Annotated in this window: 17 protein-coding genes; 12 read left to right on the forward strand and 5 right to left on the reverse strand. The window is 54.6% G+C overall.

Translation table 11 applies throughout. The features are described 5' to 3' along the window. The 4 genes from KIS77_20530 (at window position 1) to KIS77_20545 (ending at window position 8,046) form a co-directional block, all read left to right on the forward strand. Complete coding sequence (locus KIS77_20530) at window positions 1-915, forward strand: MoxR family ATPase (GenBank protein MCW5924717.1); 915 nt, start codon at window positions 1-3, stop codon at window positions 913-915. A 913-nt stretch (window positions 916-1,828) separates the two neighbouring features. Next, window positions 1,829-2,302, forward strand: coding sequence for an IS200/IS605 family transposase (tnpA, locus tag KIS77_20535; GenBank protein ID MCW5924718.1), 474 nt, complete (start codon window positions 1,829-1,831; stop codon window positions 2,300-2,302). 3,936 nt (window positions 2,303-6,238) lie between these two features. Next, window positions 6,239-7,717: a formylglycine-generating enzyme family protein gene (locus KIS77_20540; GenBank protein ID MCW5924719.1), complete on the forward strand. Its 1,479-nt coding sequence runs from the start codon at window positions 6,239-6,241 to the stop codon at window positions 7,715-7,717. A 128-nt stretch (window positions 7,718-7,845) separates the two neighbouring features. Then, window positions 7,846-8,046 carry an SUMF1/EgtB/PvdO family nonheme iron enzyme gene (locus tag KIS77_20545; protein ID MCW5924720.1) on the forward strand — a complete coding sequence of 67 codons (201 nt, stop codon included), beginning with the start codon at window positions 7,846-7,848 and terminating at the stop codon, window positions 8,044-8,046. A 339-nt stretch (window positions 8,047-8,385) separates the two neighbouring features. Here KIS77_20545 and KIS77_20550 read toward each other — a convergent pair whose 3' ends face one another. Both KIS77_20550 and avd read right to left on the reverse strand, forming a co-directional pair. Continuing rightward, window positions 8,386-9,444, reverse strand: a complete 1,059-nt coding sequence (locus tag KIS77_20550; GenBank protein MCW5924721.1) for a group II intron reverse transcriptase domain-containing protein — start codon at window positions 9,442-9,444, stop codon at window positions 8,386-8,388. Continuing rightward, on the reverse strand, window positions 9,441-9,782 hold the full coding sequence (avd, locus tag KIS77_20555) for a diversity-generating retroelement protein Avd (GenBank protein MCW5924722.1): 342 nt from the start codon (window positions 9,780-9,782) through the stop codon (window positions 9,441-9,443). Before avd ends, KIS77_20550 begins: the two co-directional genes overlap by 4 nt. Window positions 9,783-9,965: 183 nt before the next feature. Here avd and KIS77_20560 point away from each other — a divergent pair, with 183 nt between their 5' ends. From KIS77_20560 to KIS77_20575, 4 genes are all read left to right on the forward strand, one after another. Further along, window positions 9,966-10,667, forward strand: coding sequence for a hypothetical protein (locus KIS77_20560; protein ID MCW5924723.1), 702 nt, complete (start codon window positions 9,966-9,968; stop codon window positions 10,665-10,667). Window positions 10,668-10,787: 120 nt separating this feature from the next. Next, entirely contained in the window at window positions 10,788-13,508 is a 2,721-nt protein-coding gene (locus KIS77_20565; protein ID MCW5924724.1) for a DNA gyrase/topoisomerase IV subunit A, read from the forward strand. 287 nt (window positions 13,509-13,795) lie between these two features. After that, complete coding sequence (locus KIS77_20570) at window positions 13,796-14,323, forward strand: DinB family protein (GenBank protein ID MCW5924725.1); 528 nt, start codon at window positions 13,796-13,798, stop codon at window positions 14,321-14,323. A 179-nt stretch (window positions 14,324-14,502) separates the two neighbouring features. Beyond that, window positions 14,503-15,534 carry a fatty acid desaturase gene (locus KIS77_20575; GenBank protein ID MCW5924726.1) on the forward strand — a complete coding sequence of 344 codons (1,032 nt, stop codon included), beginning with the start codon at window positions 14,503-14,505 and terminating at the stop codon, window positions 15,532-15,534. An 8-nt stretch (window positions 15,535-15,542) separates the two neighbouring features. Here KIS77_20575 and KIS77_20580 read toward each other — a convergent pair whose 3' ends face one another. The 3 genes from KIS77_20580 to dprA form a co-directional block, all read right to left on the reverse strand. Beyond that, window positions 15,543-17,327 (reverse strand): long-chain fatty acid--CoA ligase, encoded by a 1,785-nt coding sequence (locus KIS77_20580; protein MCW5924727.1) that lies wholly within the window; start codon window positions 17,325-17,327, stop codon window positions 15,543-15,545. Between the two features lie 4 nt (window positions 17,328-17,331). Continuing rightward, a complete protein-coding gene (locus tag KIS77_20585; GenBank protein MCW5924728.1) occupies window positions 17,332-18,348 on the reverse strand; it encodes an alkaline phosphatase in 1,017 nt (338 codons plus the stop codon). A gap of 146 nt (window positions 18,349-18,494) precedes the next feature. Next, on the reverse strand, window positions 18,495-19,601 hold the full coding sequence (gene dprA / locus KIS77_20590; protein MCW5924729.1) for a DNA-processing protein DprA: 1,107 nt from the start codon (window positions 19,599-19,601) through the stop codon (window positions 18,495-18,497). Between the two features lie 181 nt (window positions 19,602-19,782). Here dprA and KIS77_20595 point away from each other — a divergent pair, with 181 nt between their 5' ends. The 4 genes from KIS77_20595 (at window position 19,783) to KIS77_20610 (ending at window position 23,179) form a co-directional block, all read left to right on the forward strand. Beyond that, complete coding sequence (locus tag KIS77_20595) at window positions 19,783-20,391, forward strand: SH3 domain-containing protein (protein MCW5924730.1); 609 nt, start codon at window positions 19,783-19,785, stop codon at window positions 20,389-20,391. 62 nt (window positions 20,392-20,453) lie between these two features. Beyond that, window positions 20,454-21,038: an NUDIX hydrolase gene (locus tag KIS77_20600; protein ID MCW5924731.1), complete on the forward strand. Its 585-nt coding sequence runs from the start codon at window positions 20,454-20,456 to the stop codon at window positions 21,036-21,038. Window positions 21,039-21,161: 123 nt separating this feature from the next. Further along, entirely contained in the window at window positions 21,162-22,289 is a 1,128-nt protein-coding gene (locus KIS77_20605; GenBank protein MCW5924732.1) for an MltA domain-containing protein, read from the forward strand. A 14-nt stretch (window positions 22,290-22,303) separates the two neighbouring features. Next, the gene (locus tag KIS77_20610; protein MCW5924733.1) at window positions 22,304-23,179 is read left to right on the forward strand and encodes a lysophospholipid acyltransferase family protein; all 876 of its coding nucleotides are present in this window, start codon (window positions 22,304-22,306) and stop codon (window positions 23,177-23,179) included. The last annotated feature ends 178 nt before the right edge of the window (window positions 23,180-23,357 follow it).

Consider the following 23,357-nt stretch of genomic DNA (forward strand, 5'->3'; position numbering starts at 1 on the left):
ATGGCAAAATACATTCCAAGCCCCGCACAGCAGTATGCCCTCGATGCAGCCATTGAAATGAACCAGCCCTTGCTCATCACCGGAGAACCCGGCACCGGCAAAACCGAAATGGCCGAGTGGGCGCTGGATTACCTGAACCAAAAAAACAACAATACCTACTGGCCCGAAGTGCTGCGCTTCAACACCAAAACCATTTCCAAAGCAACCGACCTGTTCTACACCTACGATGCGCTCTCGCATTTTCAGGCAGCCAACATGCGGGGCGAGCAAGCCGCGTCGGTAGAGCAGTTCATCACGCTCAACGCATTCGGCAAAGCGGTGGCCTACTCTGACCCCGCGCGCACGGAACTGGCCGAAAAATTCGGGTTGGTCATGCCCCAAACACCCATGAACTCCGTCGTGCTGATTGACGAAGTGGACAAAGCCCCCCGCGACTTCACCAACGACCTGCTGGACGAAATCCTCCACTACCGCTTCGCCATCCGCGAAATCCCCGGCTTCGAGGCGCAAAAAGCACCCGGCAGCAATATCGTGGTCATCCTGACCTCCAATTCGGAAAAAAACCTGCCCGACGCCTTCCTGCGCCGCTGTGCTTTTTTCCACATCGAGTTCCCCAAAGGACAGTTGCTGCGCGACATCGTGGAGTTGCATTTGGGCAAAATCACCCCCGAAACCAAAAAAGGCTACGACCAATTGTTGACCTTTTTTGAAAAAGCGCGGGAAAAGTCGGTACGCAAAGCGCCCGCCACCGCAGAGTTGGTGGCATGGCTGCGCATCCTCGGACTGAAAGGCTACCTGACATCCAACAATGCGGACGAACGCCGCAAACTGCTCGAACACAACCTCTTGTTTTTGGTGAAAACCAAAGACGACCTCGATGCCGTGAAGGAATTGTTGAAAAACACCGAACTGTAATGATTGAAAATATTCAACCCCTCCGAGATTGGGGCGTGTGCATGACCTCGGCGAGGTCAAATGTTGGTAGTAGCATCATCAGGTTCAACATACCCCATGCCGACCTCGTCGAGGTCAAATGTTGGTAGCATCATCAGGTTCAACATACCCCATGCCGACCTCGTCGAGGTCAAATGTTGGTAGCATCATCAGGTTCAACATACCCCATGCCGACCTCGTCGAGGTCAAATGTTGGTAGCATCATCAGGTTCAACATACCCCATGCCGACCTCGTCGAGGTCAAATGTTGGTAGCATCATCAGGTTCAACATACCCCATGCCGACCTCGTCGAGGTCAAATGTTGGTAGCATCATCAGGTTCAACATACCCCATGCCGACCTCGGCGAGGTCAAGTGTTGGTAGCATCATCAGGTTCAACATACCCCATGCCGACCTCGGCGAGGTCAAGTGTTGGTAGCATCATCAGGTTCAACATACCCCATGCCGACCTCGTCGAGGTCAAATGTTGGTAGCATCATCAGGTTCAACATACCCCATGCCGACCTCGTCGAGGTCAAATGTTGGTAGCATCATCAGGTTCAACATACCCCATGCCGACCTCGTCGAGGTCAAATGTTGGTAGCATCATCAGGTTCAACATACCCATGCCGACCTCGTCGAGGTCAAATGTTGGTAGCATCATCAGGTTCAACATACCATGCCGACCTCGTCGAGGTCAAATGTTGGTAGCATCATCAGGTTCAACATACCCCATGCCGACCTCGGCGAGGTCAAATGTTGGTAGCATCATCAGGTTCAACATACCCCATGCCGACCTCGGCGAGGTCAAGTGTTGGTAGCATCATCAGGTTCAACATACCCCATGCCGACCTCGGCGAGGTCAAATGTTGGTAGATAAATTCAATTAAAAATATGGCAGATGTTTTTTCTCAAATCTATATCCAAACCGTGTTTGCCGTCAAAAACCGGCAAGCCCTCATCCGTCCAGAGTGGGAAGAAGAACTCTACGAATACACCACAGGAATCGTTCAAAATCGTGGAAACAAAATGCTGGCCATCAATGGTATGCCCGACCATATTCACATATTCATCGGCCTGAAACCCTCGGAAACCATATCCGAGTTGGTGCGGGAAATAAAGATTTCCACCAATGATTTTATCAAGGAGTATCATTCGTCAAAACATAAATTTGATTGGCAAGCAGGATATGGAGCGTTTTCGTATAGCCGCTCTCATCGTGATGCCGTGTGCAAATACATTTTGAACCAGAAAGAACATCACCGCAAAAAGACATTTGAAGAAGAATTTATGAAAATGGTCGCCGATTTTGAGATCGAAATCGGGAAGAAGCAAATGTTTGATTTTTTTATACCGGATGAATCGTAGGTACCAACATTTGACCTCTCCGAGGTCGGGATGGGGGTGGCTGACACGCTGGGTCTACCAACATTTGACCTCTCCGAGGTCGGGACGGGGGTGGCTGACACGCTGGGTCTACCAACATTTGACCTCTCCGAGGTCGGGACGGGGGTGGCTGACACGCTGGGTCTACCAACATTTGACCTCTCCGAGGTCGGGACGGGGGTGGCTGACACGCTGGGTCTACCAACATTTGACCTCTCCGAGGTCGGGACGGGGGTGGCTGACACGCTGGGTCTACCAACATTTGACCTCTCCGAGGTCGGGATGGGGTATGTTGAACCTGATGATGCTACCAACATTTGACCTCTCCGAGGTCGGGATGGGGGTGGCTGACACGCTGGGTCTACCAACATTTGACCTCTCCGAGGTCGGGACGGGGGTGGCTGACACGCTGGGTCTACCAACATTTGACCTCTCCGAGGTCGGGATGGGGGTGGCTGACACGCTGGGTTTACCAACATTTGACCTCTCCGAGGTTAGGAATAAAAGCGAAAGGTCAATTTAATGATACGACCATGAAAAAGATATGCGAATGACCTCTCCGAGGTCGGGATGGGGGTGGCTGACACGCTGGGTTTACCAACATTTGACCTCTCCGAGGTTAGGAATAAAAGCGAAAGGTCAATTTAATGATACGACCATGAAAAAGATATGCGAATGACCTCTCCGAGGTCGGGAATAAAAGCGAAAGGTCAATTTAATGATACGACCATGAAAAAGATATGCGAATGACCTCTCCGAGGTCGGGAATAAAAGCGAAAGGTCAATTAATGATACGACCATGAAAAAGATATGCGAATGACCTCTCCGAGGTCGGGAATAAAAGCGAAAGGTCAATTAATGATACGACCATGAAAAAGATATGCGAATGACCTCGGCGAGGTCAAATGTTGGTAGCTAATGTTAAAAATGCAACCGCAACACACACATATTGCCCTACCGTTGGAGCAATTTTTTGCCCAACTCCACGCCGCCGGTTTCCGCATGGACACCGCGCGGAAGATGCGGCTGTTGCGGGCATTGAAGTCGCACGGTGCGGAGCATATCGGGAACGTCGAACAATTAAAATACGCCCTCGCCCCCTTCGTCGCCACCACGCCGGAGGAGCAGCGGCGGTTCTACGAATTCTTCGACGCATTCTACCGCGATTGTGAGTTAGAAGCAGATAAATGGGCGGACGGTGAAACAGACCCCGGCGAACCGCCGTCGCACAAACCGCCGCCCCCCGGCTTTTGGAAAAAACACCGATGGTGGCTCGCCCTGTTGCCCGCCCTGTTGGCTGCTTGGTTTGCCGCACCCTATATCAAAAACTGGCTCACCCCCTTGCCGCCGTCTTTACCGCCCGCGCGTATCGAATATGCCGGGCCTGACGACAACATCCGCCGGGAAGGCCAGCAAAAACCGTTCAAAAACGCCACCACCGACATCCACCCCGACTCCTGCCGATGGGAAGTGCGCGACGCTGAGACCGGTGCCTTGGAACACGCCGATACTGCCCTGCATTTGGACTGGGCGGCACAAGGCTACGGAAGCACCAAAAAAATCATCCTGAATGCCGGGACGCGCGGAAAGGACTCCATGCAGGTGAACATCCACTGCGCCAACCCGCCCGCCATGCCGCTCTGGACAGCTCCCGAATCGCCGCTCTTGCAAGGCCGCGAGTACGAGTTTGCCGTCGCGCCGAAAGAGAAAAACGCCCGTGTGCAGTGGTTTTTACAGGGGAGCATTGGGGGAGGAATCAGAAGAGACACCACCATCTGGGCTACAAAAATCCGCTACGCATTTGAAGGAAACGGCCCGGCCAGCGTGACATGCAAAGTCTATTTCAACGAAAAAAACTGCTACGCGGAAGAAGTGCGCTCGTACACGGTCGGCACCGACAAACCCATGCTCCCGCTCGCCGACCTGCGCTACGACACCCCGCGCACCGAAGCCCGCCTGAAAATCTGGGTCTGGCTCTTGTTCCTCTTGCCCCTGCTCCCTGCGGGCTGGCTGATTTGGCGCTGGTGGCAAAAACGCCACGAAAAACCCCAATTGCTCACCGACGACGAACTCGCCGCCAAACACCCGCTCCACGACAAAGCCCCTTACCTCATCCCCTACCTGCCGCAAGACGGCAAAATCAGCACCCCGCCCGATTTCTTCCGCATGGCCGACGTGCTGCGCCGCCGCGAAGAAAGCGAACACCGCGAGGTGGACGTGCCAGCCTCCGTGCGTGCCACCGTGGACAGCGGCGGATTCCCGACCCTGCTCGAACGGCGCAACACCACGCCGCCCGACTACCTCTTCCTCGTCGAGCGACCCTCCGCCCAAGACCAACAGGGGCGGCTGTTCGAGCGGCTCACATCTTTTTTCCGCAAACAGGATGCGCCCCTCACCGTGTTTTTCCACGACGGCAACTTCCACAGCTTCTGGAGCGACGAAAAACCCGACGGCGTGTCCCTCGATTTTTTGCAAAAACAACACGCGGGCTACCGGCTCGTGCTCATCGGCACGGGGCATGGGCTATACAACCCCTACGATACCCGCCTGCCTGCGCTGCGCCGCTCGCTGCTGGATGCCCTCCAGTTCTGGAAAAAATCGCTGCTCCTCTCCACCCTCCCCGTCAGCGGCTGGGCGGCGCAAGAAGTGCTGCTGCACCGCCATTTCCTGCTCTATCCCGCCGACACGGAAGGCATACGCGCCGGCCTCGAGGCGCTGGACGCCCTGGAAGAACACGAACCCGGCCCCTACACCAAATGGGAAGAAACCCTCGCCCGGCACCGCAGCGACCCCAACCCGCGCCTCCAACTTTGGGATACAGTGGAGCAGCACCGCGACTTTCTTACCCCCCGTAGTGTCAACGAAGGCGGGTCGCCCTCCAACGGCAATCTCTCAACCTTCATCAAGGCTTCGGCGGGCAAACCCACAACCAGCAACCAACAACCAACAACCAACAACCAACAACAAACAACCAGCAACCAACAACAAACAACAAACAACCAACAACCACCAACCGGCAACCAACAACCAACAACCAACAACCAGCAACCAACATCCGACTTCAAATGGCTCTGCGGCCTCGCCGTCTCCGTGCTGCCCGACTTCTCGCTCACAGTCGCCATTGGCAAAAAAATGGGCCTCGAAGTCACCCACGACAGCCTGCTGCGCCTCAGCCGCATCCCCTGGCTCAACCAAAACGAACCCGACCACTACCTGCGCCTCGCCCTGCTGGCCCAACTCAGCCCGGAAGAGGAGCGCCTCGCCCGCGAAGCAGTGGCCGAGGAACTCGAAGCCGTGCGCAAAAACGTGGTCGGCGGCTACGCCGAACTCGACTGGAAAACCAGCCTCGCCATCCACCGCTTCGCCCTCGACCCACAACACCCCGAACACCGCCAGACCCTGCGCGAACTCATGCAACTCGGCCTGCTCTCCGAAGGCCAGTTGCGGGAACTCGACGGGCTGGTGCAGCGGCGGCTGGAGCCGGGGCCCGATGGTGAGGCGGTGAATCAAAGTCACCACCTCACTGCACCCGCCGGGACGCGCTTCGCCGCATACTTGGACCGCAAGCTGTTTTTCACCCCAAACATGGTGTGGGCGCTCCTGCTCACTGCGCTGTCGCTGGGCATGCTGGCTTGGGGTTGGTGGCAGCAACGGCAATGGCAGCAGCAGGCCGAGCCGCCCGCTTCGATGCTGGCGCAACAGGAGGCAGTGGTGGATTCGGCGCTGCTCTGGCACAACGAAGCCGTGCGGATGGCCCTGAAAATCAGAGCCGAAGAAGAGTATGTGGTGTGGGCGGGTACCTTGCAGGATACGGCGCGGGCAGCGGGGCGCCTGTTCCGAATGGCCGACTCCCTATCGCGGGCCGAATCGGTGGCAAGCCCCCTGCGCGACACCAACTACCTGCACTTCCAATTGAACATGGCCGCCCAGCAGTTCAACTTTTTCCTGTCGCAAGTGCCGTTCATGGAAGCCGCCACGCTGGCCGCCGCAGAAGAATATCGCCTCGCCCAAGGGCGCTTGGGCGGCCTCTTCTCGGTGGACTCCCTGTTGCTCAACCTCTCAAAATCCGAAAACCGCTCCGCCAGCCTCACAGCCCTGCACGGTCACGGCATCTGCCAGTTCTATTTCCACCAATACGCCCGCATACCCGGCTCGCTCGACTCCGCTCTATTGGCTTACCACGACATCCTGCGCCGCACCGACTCGCTCTACTTCGACACCCTCTCCACCATGCCCGTGAACCTCCAAACGCTGCTGGCCGCAGAAAATGCCATTGAACTGGCGGCCAGCATAGTGCTGCGCGGGCAAATGCTGGACGCGGCCACCAACGGCTACCTGCCCGAGGGCATCTACCAGCGGGCGGTCGTAAGCGCCGAAGGGTTGCCTTATGGCTACTTGCTGAATAACGGACAATTCCGCGTGGACTTGCCGGGCAGTTGGAAAGCACCCGTCCGGTTGTTCGTGCGGGCACCCGGCTACCGACCTGCCGAAATGACCGTGCTGCCCCAGGATTTTGATAAAGCCATAGTGGTGCGTTTGGTGGCTGATACGGTGACCGCCGCCGTGCAAGACCCGCCCCCATCCACGCAAAACACTGCCCAAATCCTCGCCGACATCAACCGCTCCATGGTGCGCATACAGGGCGGCACTTTCACCATGGGCTGCCTCGACGAAAAACGCGATGGAAGCTGCGCCGATACCGAAAAACCCTACCGCGACGTCACCCTCGGCGACTACTACATCGGCGCGACGGAGGTGACTATCGAACAGTACCTGATTTTTTGCGACGAAACCAAAACGCATTACCCCGAATGGCTGGAGCCGGGAAACGAGTACAACATAGAGACGGGGACAAATGATTATTACAAACGAAGGGGTATGAGCCGCGAGAATAAAAAACACCCCATCACGGGCGTTTCGTGGAACGATGCTGTGGCCTATTGCGAGTGGCTCTCGAAAAAAACCGGCCAACCATACCGCCTGCCCACCGAAGCCGAATGGGAATATGCGGCCCGGGGCGGCATCGCGTGGAAAGACGGCCTTCAATACGCGGGCAGCAACAACATAGATGAGGTGGCTTGGTACGAGGGCAACTCGGGCAGCCAGACGCACCCCGTGGCGGGTAAAAAGCCCAATCAGCGCGGCCTCTACGACATGAGCGGCAACGTGTGGGAGTGGTGTCAGGATGTCTGGCACGACAATTATCAGGGCGCCCCCTTGGACGGCCGCGCTTGGATGGATGGCGGCAGCAGTGGCACCGCCGTGTTGCGCGGCGGCTTGTGGGGCAACGTTGGTTCGAATTGTCGCCCGGCCTCTCGCATCTGGGATCTACGGGACGGCAGGGACCGCGACTTCGGGTTCCGCTTGGCCAGGGCGGCCTCGGCGGGGGGGCGGTAACCCTATGGCACTTTTACCCTCTTACCCTTTGCCCTTTTTTTCTTTTATTTTTTTTCTTCATTCGGCGAAGCCGAAAAAATTTTTTTTGAAAAGGTTTTTTTTCAAAAAATGCGAAATTTGCAGCGGGTATGGCGCCCACCGCCGTGTTGCGCGGCGGCTCGTGGAACAACAATGAATCGAATTGTCGCCCGGCCTCTCGCAACAGGAATCAACGGAACAACAGGAACAACAACAACGGGTTCCGCTTGGCCAGAACTGCTCAGAATCACGGCCAGTACACAAAGCATTTTGCACGGGATTGGGACTACGGTTCCGCCCGGCTGAGATGAGTAGCCCAGGCGCCATGCCCAGGTCTATGCTTGGTCTCGAGCAATCGGGACGAATAAGACCGAACAGGTCGCGTGGCCCCGGTACGGCTGGTAGCCCCGAGCATTCGGGGTCGAACGTCGCGCCGGGGCTTTTTGTCTCCTCGCCGCCTCTATCTTCTGCGTCTTTTATACCTTGATTCGCTAGGATTTGTCAGATGTCTATGATTGATTTCCTTGATTTTGAGCAGATTGCGCTTTTGCCATGCACAAAACCTAACGGCGCGAAGTATAGAGCCGTTTTGCCCGACGTTTACGAAACCTTCAAGGTTTCGTAAACGTGGAAAACGTGGAAACGGTCTATTATTCAAAAATCTCGCGGTTCAGTTTCCGCCTTAGCCGCCAGGTATTCGCTTGGAGGGCATGGCCTTCCCAGCCACGCAAGCCGCGGTGGAATTCCTCCAGGGTGATTTTTTCTTTGAAAAAGGCGGCGATTCGACGGCGCGTGCGCTTGCGGAATCGGCGCACGTTGCTGGAAGGGAGCAACCGAAAATGAGGAAAGATGCGAAAACCCAGAAAAGTGACCCCTTCCGAGGTGCGATACACGCGGCTTTTGCGCTCGTGCAGGAGCAGCCGGAAGTCTTGCAGAAAGACTTCGATGGCTTTTTTCACTTCCCACAGTTCTTCTTTGGAATGGCCGAACACGACGAAGTCGTCCACATAGCGGAGGTACGGCATGCCGAGCGTTTCGCGCACGAAGTGGTCGAGGCGGTTGAGATAGAAGTTGCCCCAGAGTTGGCTGGTGAGGTTGCCGATGGGCAGGCCGCGTCGGCGCAACCCCTCCCCCACTAGGAGGGGAGTCATATCGTCGCCGGGAAAGTAGGCGATGTGTTCCTCCTGCGGGTTGGAGTTGTCTATGATGAGGTCAATGAGCCAAAGGGTGTTGCGGCAGCCGATTTTGCGGCGGAGTTCGCGCTTGAGGATTTGGTGGTCAATGGAAGGGAAGAATTTTTTGACGTCGCATTTTAGCACGAAGGGGTATTTCAGACAGTAGGCCTGAAAGCGGTTGGCGGCTTTGTGGGTGCCTTTGCCCTTGCGGTTGGCGTAGGTGTCGGCAATCATGCTGCCCTCCAGAATAGGCGCGATGACGTTGCACAGCGCATGGTGCACCACGCGGTCGCGATAGGGCGCGGCGCTTATCATGCGGGGCTTGGGGTCGAGGATGTGGAAGGCACGGTAGGGGCCGGGCTGGTAGGTTCGGGTCTCGAGTTCGGCTTTTAGGGCAAAGAGGTTGCGCTCCAGTTCCACGTTGAAGCGGCCCACATTGGGCTGAAAGCGCTTTCCCCGCTGCGCTTTTTGCGCCGCCAAGAGCAGGTTCTGAAAGTCCGTGATGGCGGGCCAAAGGTTTTTGTGTGTTTTCATGGCAGACTTTTGAGCCAAGCACCGACTTGAGCGCCGATGTTGTTGATTTTGTCCTGCACATATTCGTAGCGGCGCAAATCGAGGCAGTGGAGGTCTTTGGCCAATCGAACGAGATAGCGGAGTTTTTCCAGTTCGAGATTGACACGCTGCAGGATGTGCTTTTTGGCCTCGGCGCGAGAGAAATATGCTTCGACAAGCATTTGCAGGATGTCGGTCAGCAGGTTTTGAATGCGGTCGGCGAGCACAAATTTTTGGTGACGCGGAAATTTGACCAATCGCGGCACGAGGTAAAGGAGGAGGTCATAGGTATGGGTGACGACGGTTTCTTTTTCTTGCATGATGACAAATTTTTCGGGCAGAAAACAAAACAAAAAGTTTTTCATTCTACTTTTGCAACGTCGGAAGTAAACGTCAGTAAACGTCGGAAGGATTTCAAACCCCAACGTCGGAAGGGTTTCAAACCCTTCCGACGTTACGAACACCCTTCCGACGTTCGGACGAAACAACAAAACCCTTCAACAATGAAAAAACATACTTCCCCCATGCGATGCGGTGTTTTTTACCACATCTACAATCGGGGCATCAACGGTGAAGACCTGTTCAAAGAAGAGCGCAATTACGCATTCTTCTTGCGACAGTATGCGAAGTACATCCAACCCGTCGCAGAGACTTACGCTTATTGTCTGTTGAAAAATCATTTTCACTTGTTGGTGAAGACGCGGGCGGCGGCGGACATTCTTCGGAACATCAACGTCGGATATCCCAACGTCGGAAGGGTTTCAAACCCTTCCGACGTTACGTCCGACGTTACGGACGTTACGAACACCCCTTCCGACGTTTCGTCCGACGCTACGAACGCCGACAAAATCATCAGCAACCAGTTCTCCAAACTTTTCAACAGTTATGCCCAAGCCATCAACAAAGCTTATAGGCGCACGGGCGGCCTGTTTGAAGAACTGTTCCGGCGCATTCCGGTGGACGACGATGATTACTTTGTTCAATTGGTATATTACATTCACGCTAACCCGCAAAAACATGGGTTTGTGGAGGATTTTCGTGATTATTCGCACTCTTCTTATCATGCCCATTTGTCGAAAATGGACACCAAACTCAAAAGGACAGAATTGTTGAATTGGTTTGGGGATGAGGAGGGTTATCAAAAATATCACCTGCCGAATCAGGTGTTGGAACATTTGGAAAAATTTGAAATCGAATTTGATTAACTGAAAAATGAACGTCGGAAGGGTTTCGCGGCCCCCAACGTCGGAAGGGTTCAAAACCCTTCCGACGTTACATAAACCCTTCCGACGTTACGTTACAAACCCTTCCGACGTTACGCAAATATGGCAAAGCAAAAACGCGACAACTCCACGCCCCCCACCACCTCGCACAATCACGAGGACACCGTCATCACCCTCTCAGGGATGTACCAGAATTACTTTCTGGACTACGCTTCCTACGTCATTCTCGAACGCGCCGTGCCAGCCATCGAGGACGGCCTCAAGCCTGTGCAGCGCCGCATCCTGCACGCTATGTACGAGCAGCACGACGGGCGCTACCACAAAGTCGCCAACCTTATCGGCCAGACGATGCAGTTCCATCCGCACGGCGACGCGGCCATCGGCGATGCGCTCGTGAATATGGGCCAGAAGGAGTTGCTCATTGATTGCCAAGGCAACTGGGGCGATTACCGCACGGGCGATAACGCCGCCGCGCCGCGCTACATCGAGGCACGCTTGACAAAATTTGCCCTCGACGTGGCGTTCAACCACGACACCACGGTGTGGCAACTCAGTTACGACGGTCGCAAACGCGAACCCGTGACGTTGCCCATGAAATTCCCGCTCGTGCTGGCGCATGGGGTGGAGGGCATCGCGGTGGGTTTGAGCACCAAGATTTTGCCGCACAATTTTATCGAAATCATCAAGGCGAGCATCGCGTGTTTGAAAGGCCGGAAGTCGGAGTTGATTCCCGATTTCCCCACGGGCGGCATGATTGACGCTTCGAGCTACAACGGCGGCACGCGCGGCGGCAAAGTGCGTGTCCGCGCCCGCATCAAAGAGGAAGACAAAAAAACGCTCCACGTCACAGAAATACCTTTCGGTGTCACCACTGCCGACTTGATGGAGAGCATCGTGAAGGCCAACGAAAAAGGCCAAATCAAAATCAAAAAAGTGACAGACAAGACGGCGGCCAATGTGGATGTGGAAATCGAACTGCTGCCCGGCACCAGCCCCGACGTGACGATTGACGCGCTCTACGCCTTCACCGATTGCGAGGTCAGCATCAGTCCCAACTGCTGCGTCATCGTGGACAACAAACCCCTGTTCACCGACGTGAACGAGTTGCTCCGCATCTCCACCGAAAACACGAAGGAACTGCTGCGGATGGAGTTGGAAATCCTGAAACACGATTTGGAGGAAAAACTTCATTTTTCCTCGCTGGAAAAGATTTTTATCGAAAACCGCATCTACCGCGACATCGAGGAGTGCGAGACTTGGGAGGCCGTCATTTCGACCATTGACGTGGGTTTGAAAAAATACGTCATCACGCCATCGGAAGCGGGTTTTTCAAAAGAAACAAAGAAAATCAAGTTGCTGCGCGACGTGACGGAAGACGACATCGTGCGCCTCACCGAAATCCGTATCAAGCGCATTTCCAAGTACAACTCCTTCAAGGCCGACGAGGAAATCGCCAAACTGAACGAGGAACTCGAACAGACCAAGCACCATCTCGCGCACCTCACGGAGTATGCCATTGATTATTTTGAAAACTTGTTGGCAAAACACGGCAAAGGCCGCGAGCGCCGCACCGAAATCGCCCAGTTCGACACTATCCAGGCGACGGCGGTGGTGGCGAACAACGCCAAACTTTACGTCAACCGCGCCGACGGCTTCATCGGTTATGGCCTCAAAAAGGACGAGTTCGTGCAAGATTGCTCCGACATTGACGACATCATCGTGTTCCGCCGCGACGGGGTGATGAAGGTGGTGAAAATCGGCGACAAAACCTTCGTCGGCAAAGACATCGTGCACGTCGCCGTTTGGAAGAAAAACGACGAGCGCACCACTTACAACATGGCCTACGTGGACGGCAAATCGGGGCGCACCTACGTCAAGCGTTTCAACGTGACGGCCATCACCCGCGACAAGGAATATCAACTCGGCTCTGACGCGAAGAACTCCAAGTTGCTCTACCTCACGGTGAACCCCAACGGCGAGAGCGAGGTCGTGACCGTGACGCTCAGCCCGGGCAGCACGGCGAAAATTAAAGTGTTCGACTACGATTTTGGGGAACTGGCCATTAAAGGCCGCGACTCGCAGGGCAATATTTTGACCAAATACCCGGTGAAACAAATCCGCCAAAAAGAGGTCGGCAAGAGCACCATCGGCGCGCAAAAACTGTGGTTCGACGACATCACGGGCCGCCTCAACACGCAGGAGCGCGGCCATCTGCTGGGAGAATTCGACACGGGCGACAGCCTTTTCATCCTCTACAACGACGGCTCCTACGAAGTGACCGACACCGACGTGCAGCAGCGATTCGAGATGAAAGAAATCCTCACGCTCTGCAAACTCACGCCCGACCTTGTGGTGAACGCCGTCCACTTCGACGGCCACAAGGGCTGGACGATGGTGAAGCGTTTCCGCATCGAGACCAACAAACTCAAAGAACGCTTCTCCTTTCTCACCGACCACCCGAAGTCGAAACTGCTTTTCGCTTCCGTCAAGGAAAACCCGCGCATCAAGTACACCTTGAAAATAAAGGGCAAAGCCATGACGGGCGAGGTATCGCTTGGCGACTTCATGGACGTGAAAGGTTGGAAAGCCGTCGGCAACCGCCTCAGCGACCAGATGCTTGGCGGGGTGAAGGAAATCGAGGCGGGCGAGGTAAGCCGGAAGTCTGTTCCGGCTCAAACTGAATCGGCACCGGCGCAACAGGCCAGCCTTTTTGGCGAGGAAGAGGAATTAAGCCGGAACACCGCTCCGGCAGAAAAACCCGACGAGAAAGAGGCTGGCGACAAGAAGACGTATAAGGCGGGGGATACGATTGAGTTTGATTGAAAGCGCATAAAAAACGCAGGTGAGGGTGGTAGCACACTACTGGCCATTTTCAAATTTGCCACGAAGTCACAAAGACGCAAAGCAAAATACGCATTGATTTGCCGCATTCTGTGCCTTTGTGTCTTGCAGCACAAAAATAATGTCCGGTAGTGTGAGGCAGAAGGCTGACTTCATCTCCGCTAAAACAGTATGCGACCTAAAAGCAAGTCTTACATTCCTCCGCCTTCTACCCTCTACCTAAGTTTTTACGAAAGCGCATATTTTCGCCCCAACCATTTTGCATTGCTATGAAACGACCAAAAAAAGGTGAGTACGCCCCTTTTCACGAGACCTATTTGAAAGTGGTACCCTCGCGTGGGACCGCGCGGAGCTTGCTGAAAAAAACCTTCAAGGAGTTCCAGCAGCTGATGAACGGGCTGCCGGCGGAAATGGGCGATTACGCCTACGCTCCGGGCAAATGGACCATCAAGCAGCTGCTGATACATCTGATTGATTCCGAGCGCGTGTTCTCCTATCGCATCCTGTCCTTCATGCGTGGCGACCGCATCGCCCTGCCGGGATTCAATCAGGATATTTGGATGGAGGAGGTGGACGTGTCGAAACGCAGCATCAAGGACTTGATGAAAGAATGGAAAACCGTGCGCGACAACACGCTTTTTCTCTTGCAGCAATGCAGCGAGGAACAGTCAAAATTCCTTGGCACGGCGGCGGGCTGGAAGGTGACGCCCCGTGCGTTGTTCTACGTCATCGTCGGCCATCAAATTCACCACACCAACGTGTTGAAAGATAAGTACCTTGCGCCGCCTACCACCTGACCATTTTATACCTCGATTCGCTAGGGTTGTCGGATGCTCATGATTGCTCTCCCAGATTTTGAGCGGATTGCACTTTTAGCCATGCTTAGAACTTGGCGGCGCGAGGCATAAGTAATTTCCTGTTTTTCAATATTTTATGGGCGAGGCATCTCTTGCCCCACTTTTTTTCTGCCGACACCATGCGAACATTAGGCGAAATCCACGACCCTGTTTTTCACGAAAAGGACTACAATGCCATCGAACGTTTTTTCCTCCGCTTCATCCGGGACAAACGGGACTTGCCCTTCGTGTTCCTGTGCCTGAAAATCGTGTTTTCCATCATTCCCGTTTCCATAGCAATTTTTTTTGCGGAAGGCATCTACTGGTGGGCGCTCGCCGCAGTCTTTGTGGGCTTGCAAGTGCTCTTGTTGGGGCCTTTTATCCTGATGCTTCACAACACGAGCCACAATCCCTTCTTCAAAAGAGAGTACGCACTGAGCAATCGAATCATCCCTTGGGGCTTGTGTCCTTTCATGGGGCAAACGCCCGACACCTATTTTAGCCATCACATAGGGATGCACCATGCGGAGAACAATCTTGCGCTTGACACCAGCTCGACGATGCGCTATCAGCGCGACAGTTTTGCCGACTTTCTGAAGTATTTTTTTCGCTTCTTTTTCATCGGCATCGTGGAACTCGCCCGCTACCTTCGGCTCAAAAACAAGCGGTCTTTCTTGAAAAGAGCAGTGGTCGGCGAAATCGCGTTCCTTGCCGCCTGCATCACGCTGGCTTGGTTCGACTGGCCATCCACGGTAGTTGTCTTTGTGGTGCCGTTGGTCATTGTGCGTTTCTTGATGATGACGGGCAACTGGGCACAACACGCTTTCGTGGCATCGCACGCGCCCGAAAACAACTACCTCAACAGCATCACTTGCATCAACAACGCCTACAACAAACAGTGTTTCAACGACGGCTACCACATCGGGCACCATCTGCGGCCCCACCTCCACTGGACTGAAATGCCCAAGGATTTTGTGAACAACACCGACAAGTACGCTGCGAACAAAGCACTTGTTTTTGAAGGGGTTGACTACAACCAGATATGGGCCATGCTGATGCTTCGGCGCTATGATAAGTTGGCCGACCACTTGGTCAACATACACGGGATGTACGCCTCCAAAGAGGAGGCCATGGCGCTGATGATGGAACGGACAAGAAAATTTGAAAACTAAGTCTCGCCTTATTTGAACATCTGTTCGATGACTGCCTCGAATTTTTTCTCGATGAACTCCCGCTTCAATTTGAGCGTGGGCGTGAGCAGCCCGTTTTCGGAAGTCCAAGGCTCGTGCAGCAGATGAAAAACGCGCACCTTCTCGATAGGGCCGAGCCTTTCCCCGTTGACGCGCTCTATTTCTTGCCGGAAAAGTTTGTCCACTTTGGGATTCAGCACCATGAACTGCGGCGAGGTCCAATGCACGTTGTTTTCGCGGCACCATGTCTCCAGCATATCGAAGTTGGGTACGATAAGGGCCCCGACGTGAGGCCGATTCAGCCCCACGCACATCGCTTGGCTGATGAAGGGCGACAGGGCGAGTTGTTGTTCCACAAAAGCCGGAGCGACGAATTTGCCCGTCGTGGTCTTGAAAATTTCGCTTTTCCGCCCTGTTATTTTCAAAAAACGCTTGAACTCGAACTTGCCCATATCACCGGTCTTGAACCAGCCATCGTCGGAAAAGCGGGCAGCCGTCTCGTCGGGCAAGTTGTGATAGCCCACCATCACGTTAGGCCCACGCACCTCTATTTCGCCCTCGCCCTGCTCATCCGCCTCCACGATGCGCACTTCCACGCCCGGCGCAGGGATGCCTACCGTGCCAAAATGCACGCCACCCGGCTCAAAGCGATTGAAAGCGATTACAGGGCTAGTTTCCGTGAGGCCATAACCTTCGCGCACGTCAATGCGGGCTGCGGAAAAAAGCCTGCCGAGGCGCGGCTGCAAGGCTGCCGCCCCGACGGCAATGTATCGGATGCGGCTGCCCATTCGCTTGCGCCAATGCCTGAACACCAACACATCGGCCACCCAGCGTTTGAGTAGATAGTCCAGCGGCATCGCCCTGCCACCCGAGTATGGGAACCGCTCGCCGAGCGCAATGGCCCAATCCATCACCTTTTTTTTGAGCGGCCCGCTACGGTTGCGCTCTTCCATCAGCCGTTCGTGCATTCTTTCGAGAATGCGCGGCACGGCTGTGACGATGTGCGGGCGCACATCTGGCAACAGGCGTGGCAAGTTTTCCGCCGCATCGGCGTACCAGACAGGCGTGCCCGCCGCTTGGTACACATACGTCACCATGCGCTCGAAAATGTGGCTGAGCGGCAAAAAACTCAACGCCGTCACGTCTGGTCCGACGGGCACAATGGCGAGCACGGATTTGATATTGCTGACAATGTTTGCATGAGACAACATCACGCCTTTGGGCATCCCTGTGGTGCCGGAAGTGTAGAGCAGCGTCGCTAAGTCGCGTTCGCTTATTCCATCGCGGATGTATTGGATTTTTTCCAAATCGCGGGTGCTGGGCGCTTGAAGCATCTGCCCCCATGGCCGCCAGCCATCATGCTCGTCATTTTCAAAAGAAAAAACAAACTCCGGCGACACGGCAGCCTCACGCAGTCGCTCGAACATGGCAGCGTTGCTCACAAAAAATCCGCGCAAACCCGCGTCGCGGGCGATGTGCGCTATCTCGTCGCGTCTCGATGTGGCATGAACGGGCACTGGCACGACCCCTATCTGGAGCATCGCCGCATCGGCTATGGCCCACTGCGGGCTGCCACAATGCGCAAGAATGCCCACGCGGTCGCCTTTGTGAAAGCCCAAGTGAAGCATCCCGGCGCTCAGTTCGTCGCGCGTTTTGAGCAGTTCTTGCGTGCTCCACGTCTGCCATCCGCCTTGCACACGCTCTGCCAGCGCCACCTGATGGGGGTATCGCTGTTGTTGATATTCAAGTATCTCGAACAGTCGCGTGAAGTCCATGCGTTTAGTGGCTTTTGGGTTTTTCTTCCGATATTTTAGAAAAACCGAAGAGGTCTTTCATTTTTGTATAAATATCCGTGTTGTCGTACACGCCGTTGAACTGCTCGGCACCCGGACCGTATGCAAACACCGGGACGAGGGAAGCCGTGTGTTGAGCCGTCACGAACACCATTTCGAGGCTGTCTTTGCCGCGTCCCTGTTCGAGTGCCATGCCGCCGGTTTCATGGTCGGCGGTGACGATGACGAGCGTGTGGCCGTCTGCTTCCGCGAATTTCAGCACCTCGCCGATGGCCAGGTCGAAGTCGAGCATTTCGCGCACCAGACTGGGTGCGTTTTTCGCGTGGCAAGCCCAGTCAATTTGCGAGCCTTCTATCATTAGGAAAAACCCTTTTTCGCTTCGTTTTTTCAAAAATGGAGGTGCCATTTGTGCGGCCAATGGCAAGTAATCGCGGCCTTTGGTGGCGCTTTCGGGTTCTTCATTGGCCGCAAACCAAGCAAAGGGGCGTTCGGGCGATGGGGTTACGTCGCTCAGTTGTTTTTGGGAAAAATCGGTGACGTAATAGTTTTTGGCGGTCAGTTCTCGCACCAAGTCGCGTTGGTCAGCCGTCCGCTGGTTGAAGTATTTTAGCCCGCCGCCGATAAACAGGTCAATATCGGTTTGTAGAAAAAAGGTGGCGATGGCCTGCATATCGGAGCGGTCGGGCACATGCGCAATGAACGAGGCCGGGGTGGCGTGGGTGATGCTGGAGGTCGCCACCAAGCCAGTGGCCAGCCCGTTTTGCTCGGCTTGCTCGAGTATGGTGAGGCAAGGAGATTTGTCTTTGCACACCCCGACGGCCCCGTTGAAGGTTTTGCAGCCACAAGAGAAAGCCGTTGCGCCAGCGCCCGAATCGGTCACGATATGTTTGGCCGAATGGGTCTTGATAAGCCCTGTGATGGGAAAATGCTCCAAGTGGAGGCTGTTGCCATTGGAGTAAAGACCTGCCGTGATTTGAGTCAGCCCCATGCCATCGCCAATCATCAGGATGATATTTTTGGGTTGGGCGCCAGCGGTGAGAAGAGGTCTTTCATCTTCCAAGAATTGGAAAGAAGAAAGAAGGAGAACAGGCAACAACAGGATAAAGGTCAGTTTTTTCACGAATCCTACCATTCTTGATGATGAAATAATCATGCAGAAACCAGGTACCGCTTTCCGGGCAGCGTCCGTATCACGCCTTTGAACTCTAAGCCCAAGATAATGGAGGCCAATTCGCCTGGCGTGAGTTGGGCGGCCTTCGAGAGGTGGTCAATCGAAATTTCCGGTTGGTCGCGCACGATGCTGAGGATATTGGTTTCGGCGGGGTTAAGGTCGAGGAAAAGTTGGGTTTGCACGGATTTTTGTTTGCTGGCCTCGTCCCAGCGAAGGGCAGCGGCGATGTCGGCGGCAGATTCCACGAGTTTTGCCTCTTCTTTTTTGAGGAGCAGATTGCAGCCCGCACTCTTGGCATCGCGCACCCGACCGGGCACGGCGAACAACTCGCGTTCGTATTGTGTGGCCAATTCAGCGGAAATCATGGAGCCTCCGCTGGCAGCCGTTTCTACCACGACGAGCGCGTCGCTCAGCCCGGCGATGATGCGGTTGCGCATGGGGAAATGCTCGCGGTCGGGTCTGGTGTCGTGCACATACTCCGTCACCAATCCGCCATTTTCGAGCATCTTGAGCGCGACGCTGCGGTGTTGGCTGGGGTAGATGTTGCTCAAGCCATGTCCCAGCACACCGATATTGGGCATATCCAAGGCGCAAGACTTGCGATGCGCCGTGATGTCTATGCCAAAAGCCAGCCCGCTGACCACTACCACGTTGTATGCTTTCAATCCCTCCACTATTTCCTCGCATATTACCTTGCCATAGTCGGTCGGCTGGCGGGTGCCCACGATGGCGACTACCCGACGGGCTGCCAACAAATCGAGCGAGGAACCCTTGAAAAATATCATCGGAGGACAATCGTGGCACTGCTTGAGCCGTGCGGGATACTGTTCGTGTGTGTAAAAAAGCGCCTCCACGTTGTGTTGTTCGAGAAAAGCCATCTCGCGTTCGGCTAATTGAAGTGGGGCTGCGGAGAGCAGATAATCCGCCGTGATGGGGCCTACGCCGGGTATTTTGACCAACTCTTTTCGAGGAGCGCGAAACACTGCCTCGGCGCTGCCGCAATAGCTGACGAGCACTTTGGAAGTGACAGGGCCTACTTGCGGCACTAATGTCAAGGCGATTTGATGTTGGAGGCTATCGGTCATTTAAAAAAGCGGTCAATGTGGGCCATAGAAGGAGCGTCGCGGCACTTGAAAGAGCTTGGCCCAGTCCATCGTGCCGCCCCGAACGAGCGTGATGCCCTCGTTGATTGGCGATTGTTCCTTAATTTTGGCCGGAAAAATAGGGAGATAACCTCAAAACAGAAGACCACCAAAGCTTTTTCACATGAAAATTCCCAGAGTCGAGACGCTCATCATCTTGGTCTTTTTTGGTTGTGTAGTCCTGTGGGCTATTTCAAAATGCGGCACTCAACGCGCTGATTTTGTGCGCCACGCACGGGAATTGAACGAAGACGAGCCGACCGAGCGCCCCACCCAACGCGACACAGCCGTGGCACGACGCCCCACGCCCCCGCCCGTGAACACACAAAACCCGACACCAGCCCCGCCTGTGGCTACCACCCCGACCACTGCCGCTCCCATACCTCAGCCCGGCGCACAGCCTGCCAGGCCCACTATCTCAAACCAGCCCAGCCCCGCCGCGGCCGAACCTTCCGCCACAAACCCCAAATATGCCACGCTCTATGTCACCATCGAAGGGCTGAAAGTGCGCAAGGAACCCGGCCTGAAAGGAGAAACCATCGCCAAACTCCAACTTTATGAACCTGTGACATTTTTGAACCAAAAAACCGATTGGACGCAGGAAATCAGCCTTGGCCTTGAAAAGGTGACCGACCATTGGGTCAAAATCCGCACCCAAACGGGCAAAGAAGGGTGGGTGTTTGGCGCTGGCCTGCATTACTACAAGATGAAAAGGCAGGGCGTCTTGGAATAATCGCTCGTAGTGCCTACCGAAACCCTTCCCTGCAACCTTCCAACCGTACTACACGTCAACAAATGGCATTTCAATGGAAAGGTCGTCAACCCGACCAAAGCCCCAACCCTTGGAAAACCCTCTCCGCTCAGACAGTTTACGAAAACCCGTGGATTCGGGTAGAACACCGAGACGTGCTCAACCCATCTGGCGGCGCGGGCATCTATGGGGTTGTTCATTTTAAAAACACAGCCATCGGCATCGTGCCCCTCGACGACGAAGGTTGCACTTGGCTTGTGGGCCAATATCGCTACACGCTGAAAAGATATTCGTGGGAAATCCCCGAAGGCGGCGGCTTGGTGGATACTGACCCGCTCGAATCGGCCAAACGGGAACTCTTGGAGGAAACGGGCATCATTGCTCGACGCTGGACACCCTTGCTGGAGATGCATATCTCAAACTCCGTGACAGATGAGTATGGAGTTGTATATGTGGCACAGGATTTGGTAATGGGTAAAGCACAGCCCGAAGAAACAGAACAGTTGCTCATTCGCCGCCTACCATTCAGCGAAGCCGTGGAAATGGTCATGCGGGGCGACATCACGGATTCTCTCTCGATGGTCGCGCTTTTGAAAGTTAACGAATGGCTGAGAAACGGCATCATATAAGCAACTGGTCAGACACGTTTTGATTTTAATAACACTAAGCCCATGTAACCAATACCCTTTTTGGGCGTTTACTTTGCATTTTTTTAATCAAAACGATAAATCTCGCTTCGTCCCCCGTAGCTTATGCTGACTTTAAAACGATTCTTCATCGCAGATGTGACTTTGCTAACCGCTTGTCTCGCAATTGTTTGGCTAAGTATCGAGCGTCCCGCTTCCTTAGCCTTGAGCGCAGGCATGGCTGGTCTGTTCAACGCACCTTACGAGCCAGCTTCCGCAAGCGAAGCAGTGCCTGCGGTGAAAGAAACCACTCCCACGATAGGCACTTCCGATTCCAAAGCAACCATATTGGTCGAAACATCCAAACCAAGAGCCACCAAGCGCAGACTTTCCTCCAAAGTGCTTGTGCCCGGAGGCCCCGACACGATTCCGTATCTTTCTTTCGACCCCTCGATGCTGAAAGCCATGTTTGAGCAGGCCAACTATCTGCGCCGCTCCGATGTCCCCAAGACTGGGGCATCCGGCATATCCAAAGAAGAAATGCTCCGCACGGTGGAGCTGCTGCAAAATGTGCAACTGCTCGACCCCACTGTGATGCTCACCACTTTCGACTTCTACGGTATCAACACCGATTTGCACAACAACCGCGTTCGTATGACGGGCTACTACACCCCCGTTATCAAAGCCAGCCGTGTCCGCACGAGCGAATACACGGTGCCCATGTTGCGGCGGCCCGAATCGAACGTTCCGCCAGCCGAGCTCATCGAAGAAGGGGCACTCGAAGGAAGAGGCCTTGAGTTGGCATGGTTGCGGAGCAAAAAAGAATTGGCGAACGCTCAGCTGCAAGGCAACTGCTTGGTGGAATTTTCTGACGGGCAGCGCCAACATTTCGGCTTTGGCGGCTCCGTGAAGCGGTCGAAAGGCGGCAAGGGCAAGTATGTTTTCTTTACGCCTGTTGACAATGAGGTGCTTGGCTGTGGGTTTTTCCCACTTACGGCGGGTTATTCTGTGGCTGTTGACCCTCGCTTCATACCTATTGGCAGCACGCTCTTGGCTGAGTTGCCCAACATCGACGCGAATGGCAAACTCCTGGGCTACACCTATCGCATCATTTTCGCCCAAGACCGAGGCGGAGCCATTCTGACCACCAAGCGGATGGACTTGTACTCGGGCGTAGGTCAGATGGGCTTGCAAGAAGCCCGTAAAATCAATCGCTATGGCAGGCTTTGGCTGATGTTGCCAAAGGAAAGATGAGGCGTTTCTGACGAATGACGGATTACATCGGCTATTTCTTCCTGCGCGTCATTATCGAGATATTTCGGTTCGTGCCTTTTCGGATAGTTTACGCTATATCCGATGGGTTAGCGTATCTGCTGCTCCGTGTTGTCGGGTATCGCAAAGGGGTAGTCGCTGAAAACCTGCGGCGGGCATTCCCCGAAAAAGACGATGCGGAGATAAAGCGATTGATGTGGCTTTCTTACCAAAATCTGGCCGACAACACGCTTGAAAGTCTCAAACTCTTCACCACGCCTATCCCCGAAATCCATCGCCGCTGCCCTGTGCTCAACCCCGAGTTGGTAAATCAATATCTCGACCAAGGGCAGCCCATCATTCTCGCCGGGAGCCATTACAACAACTGGGAAATTTGTGGCATCACCATGCCCCCGCACTTTCACGGGGCCACGGTGACGGCTTTCAAGCCGCTGTCGAACAAGCTGATGGACCGCTATCTCAATAGTGCCCGCTCCCGAACGGGTATGGAGATGGTGGGTATGGAAGACACATTCAAGGAAATGCGCAAGCGGGCAGGCAAACCGGTTGTTTATATTTTGCTGGCCGACCAGTCGCCGAGCAGTCGGAAAAGCGCGCATTGGGTGCCGTTCTTTGGGCAAGACACCGCCTCGTTGCCGGGCACCGATGTGCTGGCGCGAAAATTCGGCTTTCCCGTACTTTATTTTCATGTGAGGCGCACCAAGCGCGGCTTTTATGAGGTTGAGTTCTTCGAAATCTGGAAAAACCCGCACGAGGCTGCCGAAATGGACATCACTCGCGCTTATGCTCGTCATTTGGAGGCCATCATCAGGGAGCAGCCGGAAAATTGGCTGTGGAGCCACAAACGCTGGAAAATCAAGCGCGAATCTTGAAAAACCAGCTATTGAGTATGTGCGGAATGACCGCTTTGAAAGCAAGGGTAAAGTACATCTTGATTCGCTAGGACTTGTCAGATGAGCATGATTGATGTCTTTGATTTTGACCGGATTGTGCTTGTGGTCATGCTCAAAATTTGGCGGTGCGAGGTAAAACATTCCCATGAACGGCCAT

The organism is Saprospiraceae bacterium (assembly GCA_026129545.1).
Taxonomy (GTDB): Bacteria; Bacteroidota; Bacteroidia; order Chitinophagales; family Saprospiraceae; genus M3007.

Coding starts and splice junctions, on each gene's coding strand:
- KIS77_20530 (MCW5924717.1), top strand. CDS start 1: ATGGCAAAATACATTCCAAGCCCCGCACAGCAGTATGCCCTCGATGCA.
- tnpA (MCW5924718.1), top strand. CDS start 1,829: ATGGCAGATGTTTTTTCTCAAATCTATATCCAAACCGTGTTTGCCGTC.
- KIS77_20540 (MCW5924719.1), top strand. CDS start 6,239: ATGGCCGCCCAGCAGTTCAACTTTTTCCTGTCGCAAGTGCCGTTCATG.
- KIS77_20545 (MCW5924720.1), top strand. CDS start 7,846: ATGGCGCCCACCGCCGTGTTGCGCGGCGGCTCGTGGAACAACAATGAA.
- KIS77_20550 (MCW5924721.1), bottom strand. CDS start 9,444: ATGAAAACACACAAAAACCTTTGGCCCGCCATCACGGACTTTCAGAAC.
- avd (MCW5924722.1), bottom strand. CDS start 9,782: ATGCAAGAAAAAGAAACCGTCGTCACCCATACCTATGACCTCCTCCTT.
- KIS77_20560 (MCW5924723.1), top strand. CDS start 9,966: ATGAAAAAACATACTTCCCCCATGCGATGCGGTGTTTTTTACCACATC.
- KIS77_20565 (MCW5924724.1), top strand. CDS start 10,788: ATGGCAAAGCAAAAACGCGACAACTCCACGCCCCCCACCACCTCGCAC.
- KIS77_20570 (MCW5924725.1), top strand. CDS start 13,796: ATGAAACGACCAAAAAAAGGTGAGTACGCCCCTTTTCACGAGACCTAT.
- KIS77_20575 (MCW5924726.1), top strand. CDS start 14,503: ATGCGAACATTAGGCGAAATCCACGACCCTGTTTTTCACGAAAAGGAC.
- KIS77_20580 (MCW5924727.1), bottom strand. CDS start 17,327: ATGGACTTCACGCGACTGTTCGAGATACTTGAATATCAACAACAGCGA.
- KIS77_20585 (MCW5924728.1), bottom strand. CDS start 18,348: ATGATTGGCGATGGCATGGGGCTGACTCAAATCACGGCAGGTCTTTAC.
- dprA (MCW5924729.1), bottom strand. CDS start 19,601: ATGACCGATAGCCTCCAACATCAAATCGCCTTGACATTAGTGCCGCAA.
- KIS77_20595 (MCW5924730.1), top strand. CDS start 19,783: ATGAAAATTCCCAGAGTCGAGACGCTCATCATCTTGGTCTTTTTTGGT.
- KIS77_20600 (MCW5924731.1), top strand. CDS start 20,454: ATGGCATTTCAATGGAAAGGTCGTCAACCCGACCAAAGCCCCAACCCT.
- KIS77_20605 (MCW5924732.1), top strand. CDS start 21,162: ATGCTGACTTTAAAACGATTCTTCATCGCAGATGTGACTTTGCTAACC.
- KIS77_20610 (MCW5924733.1), top strand. CDS start 22,304: ATGACGGATTACATCGGCTATTTCTTCCTGCGCGTCATTATCGAGATA.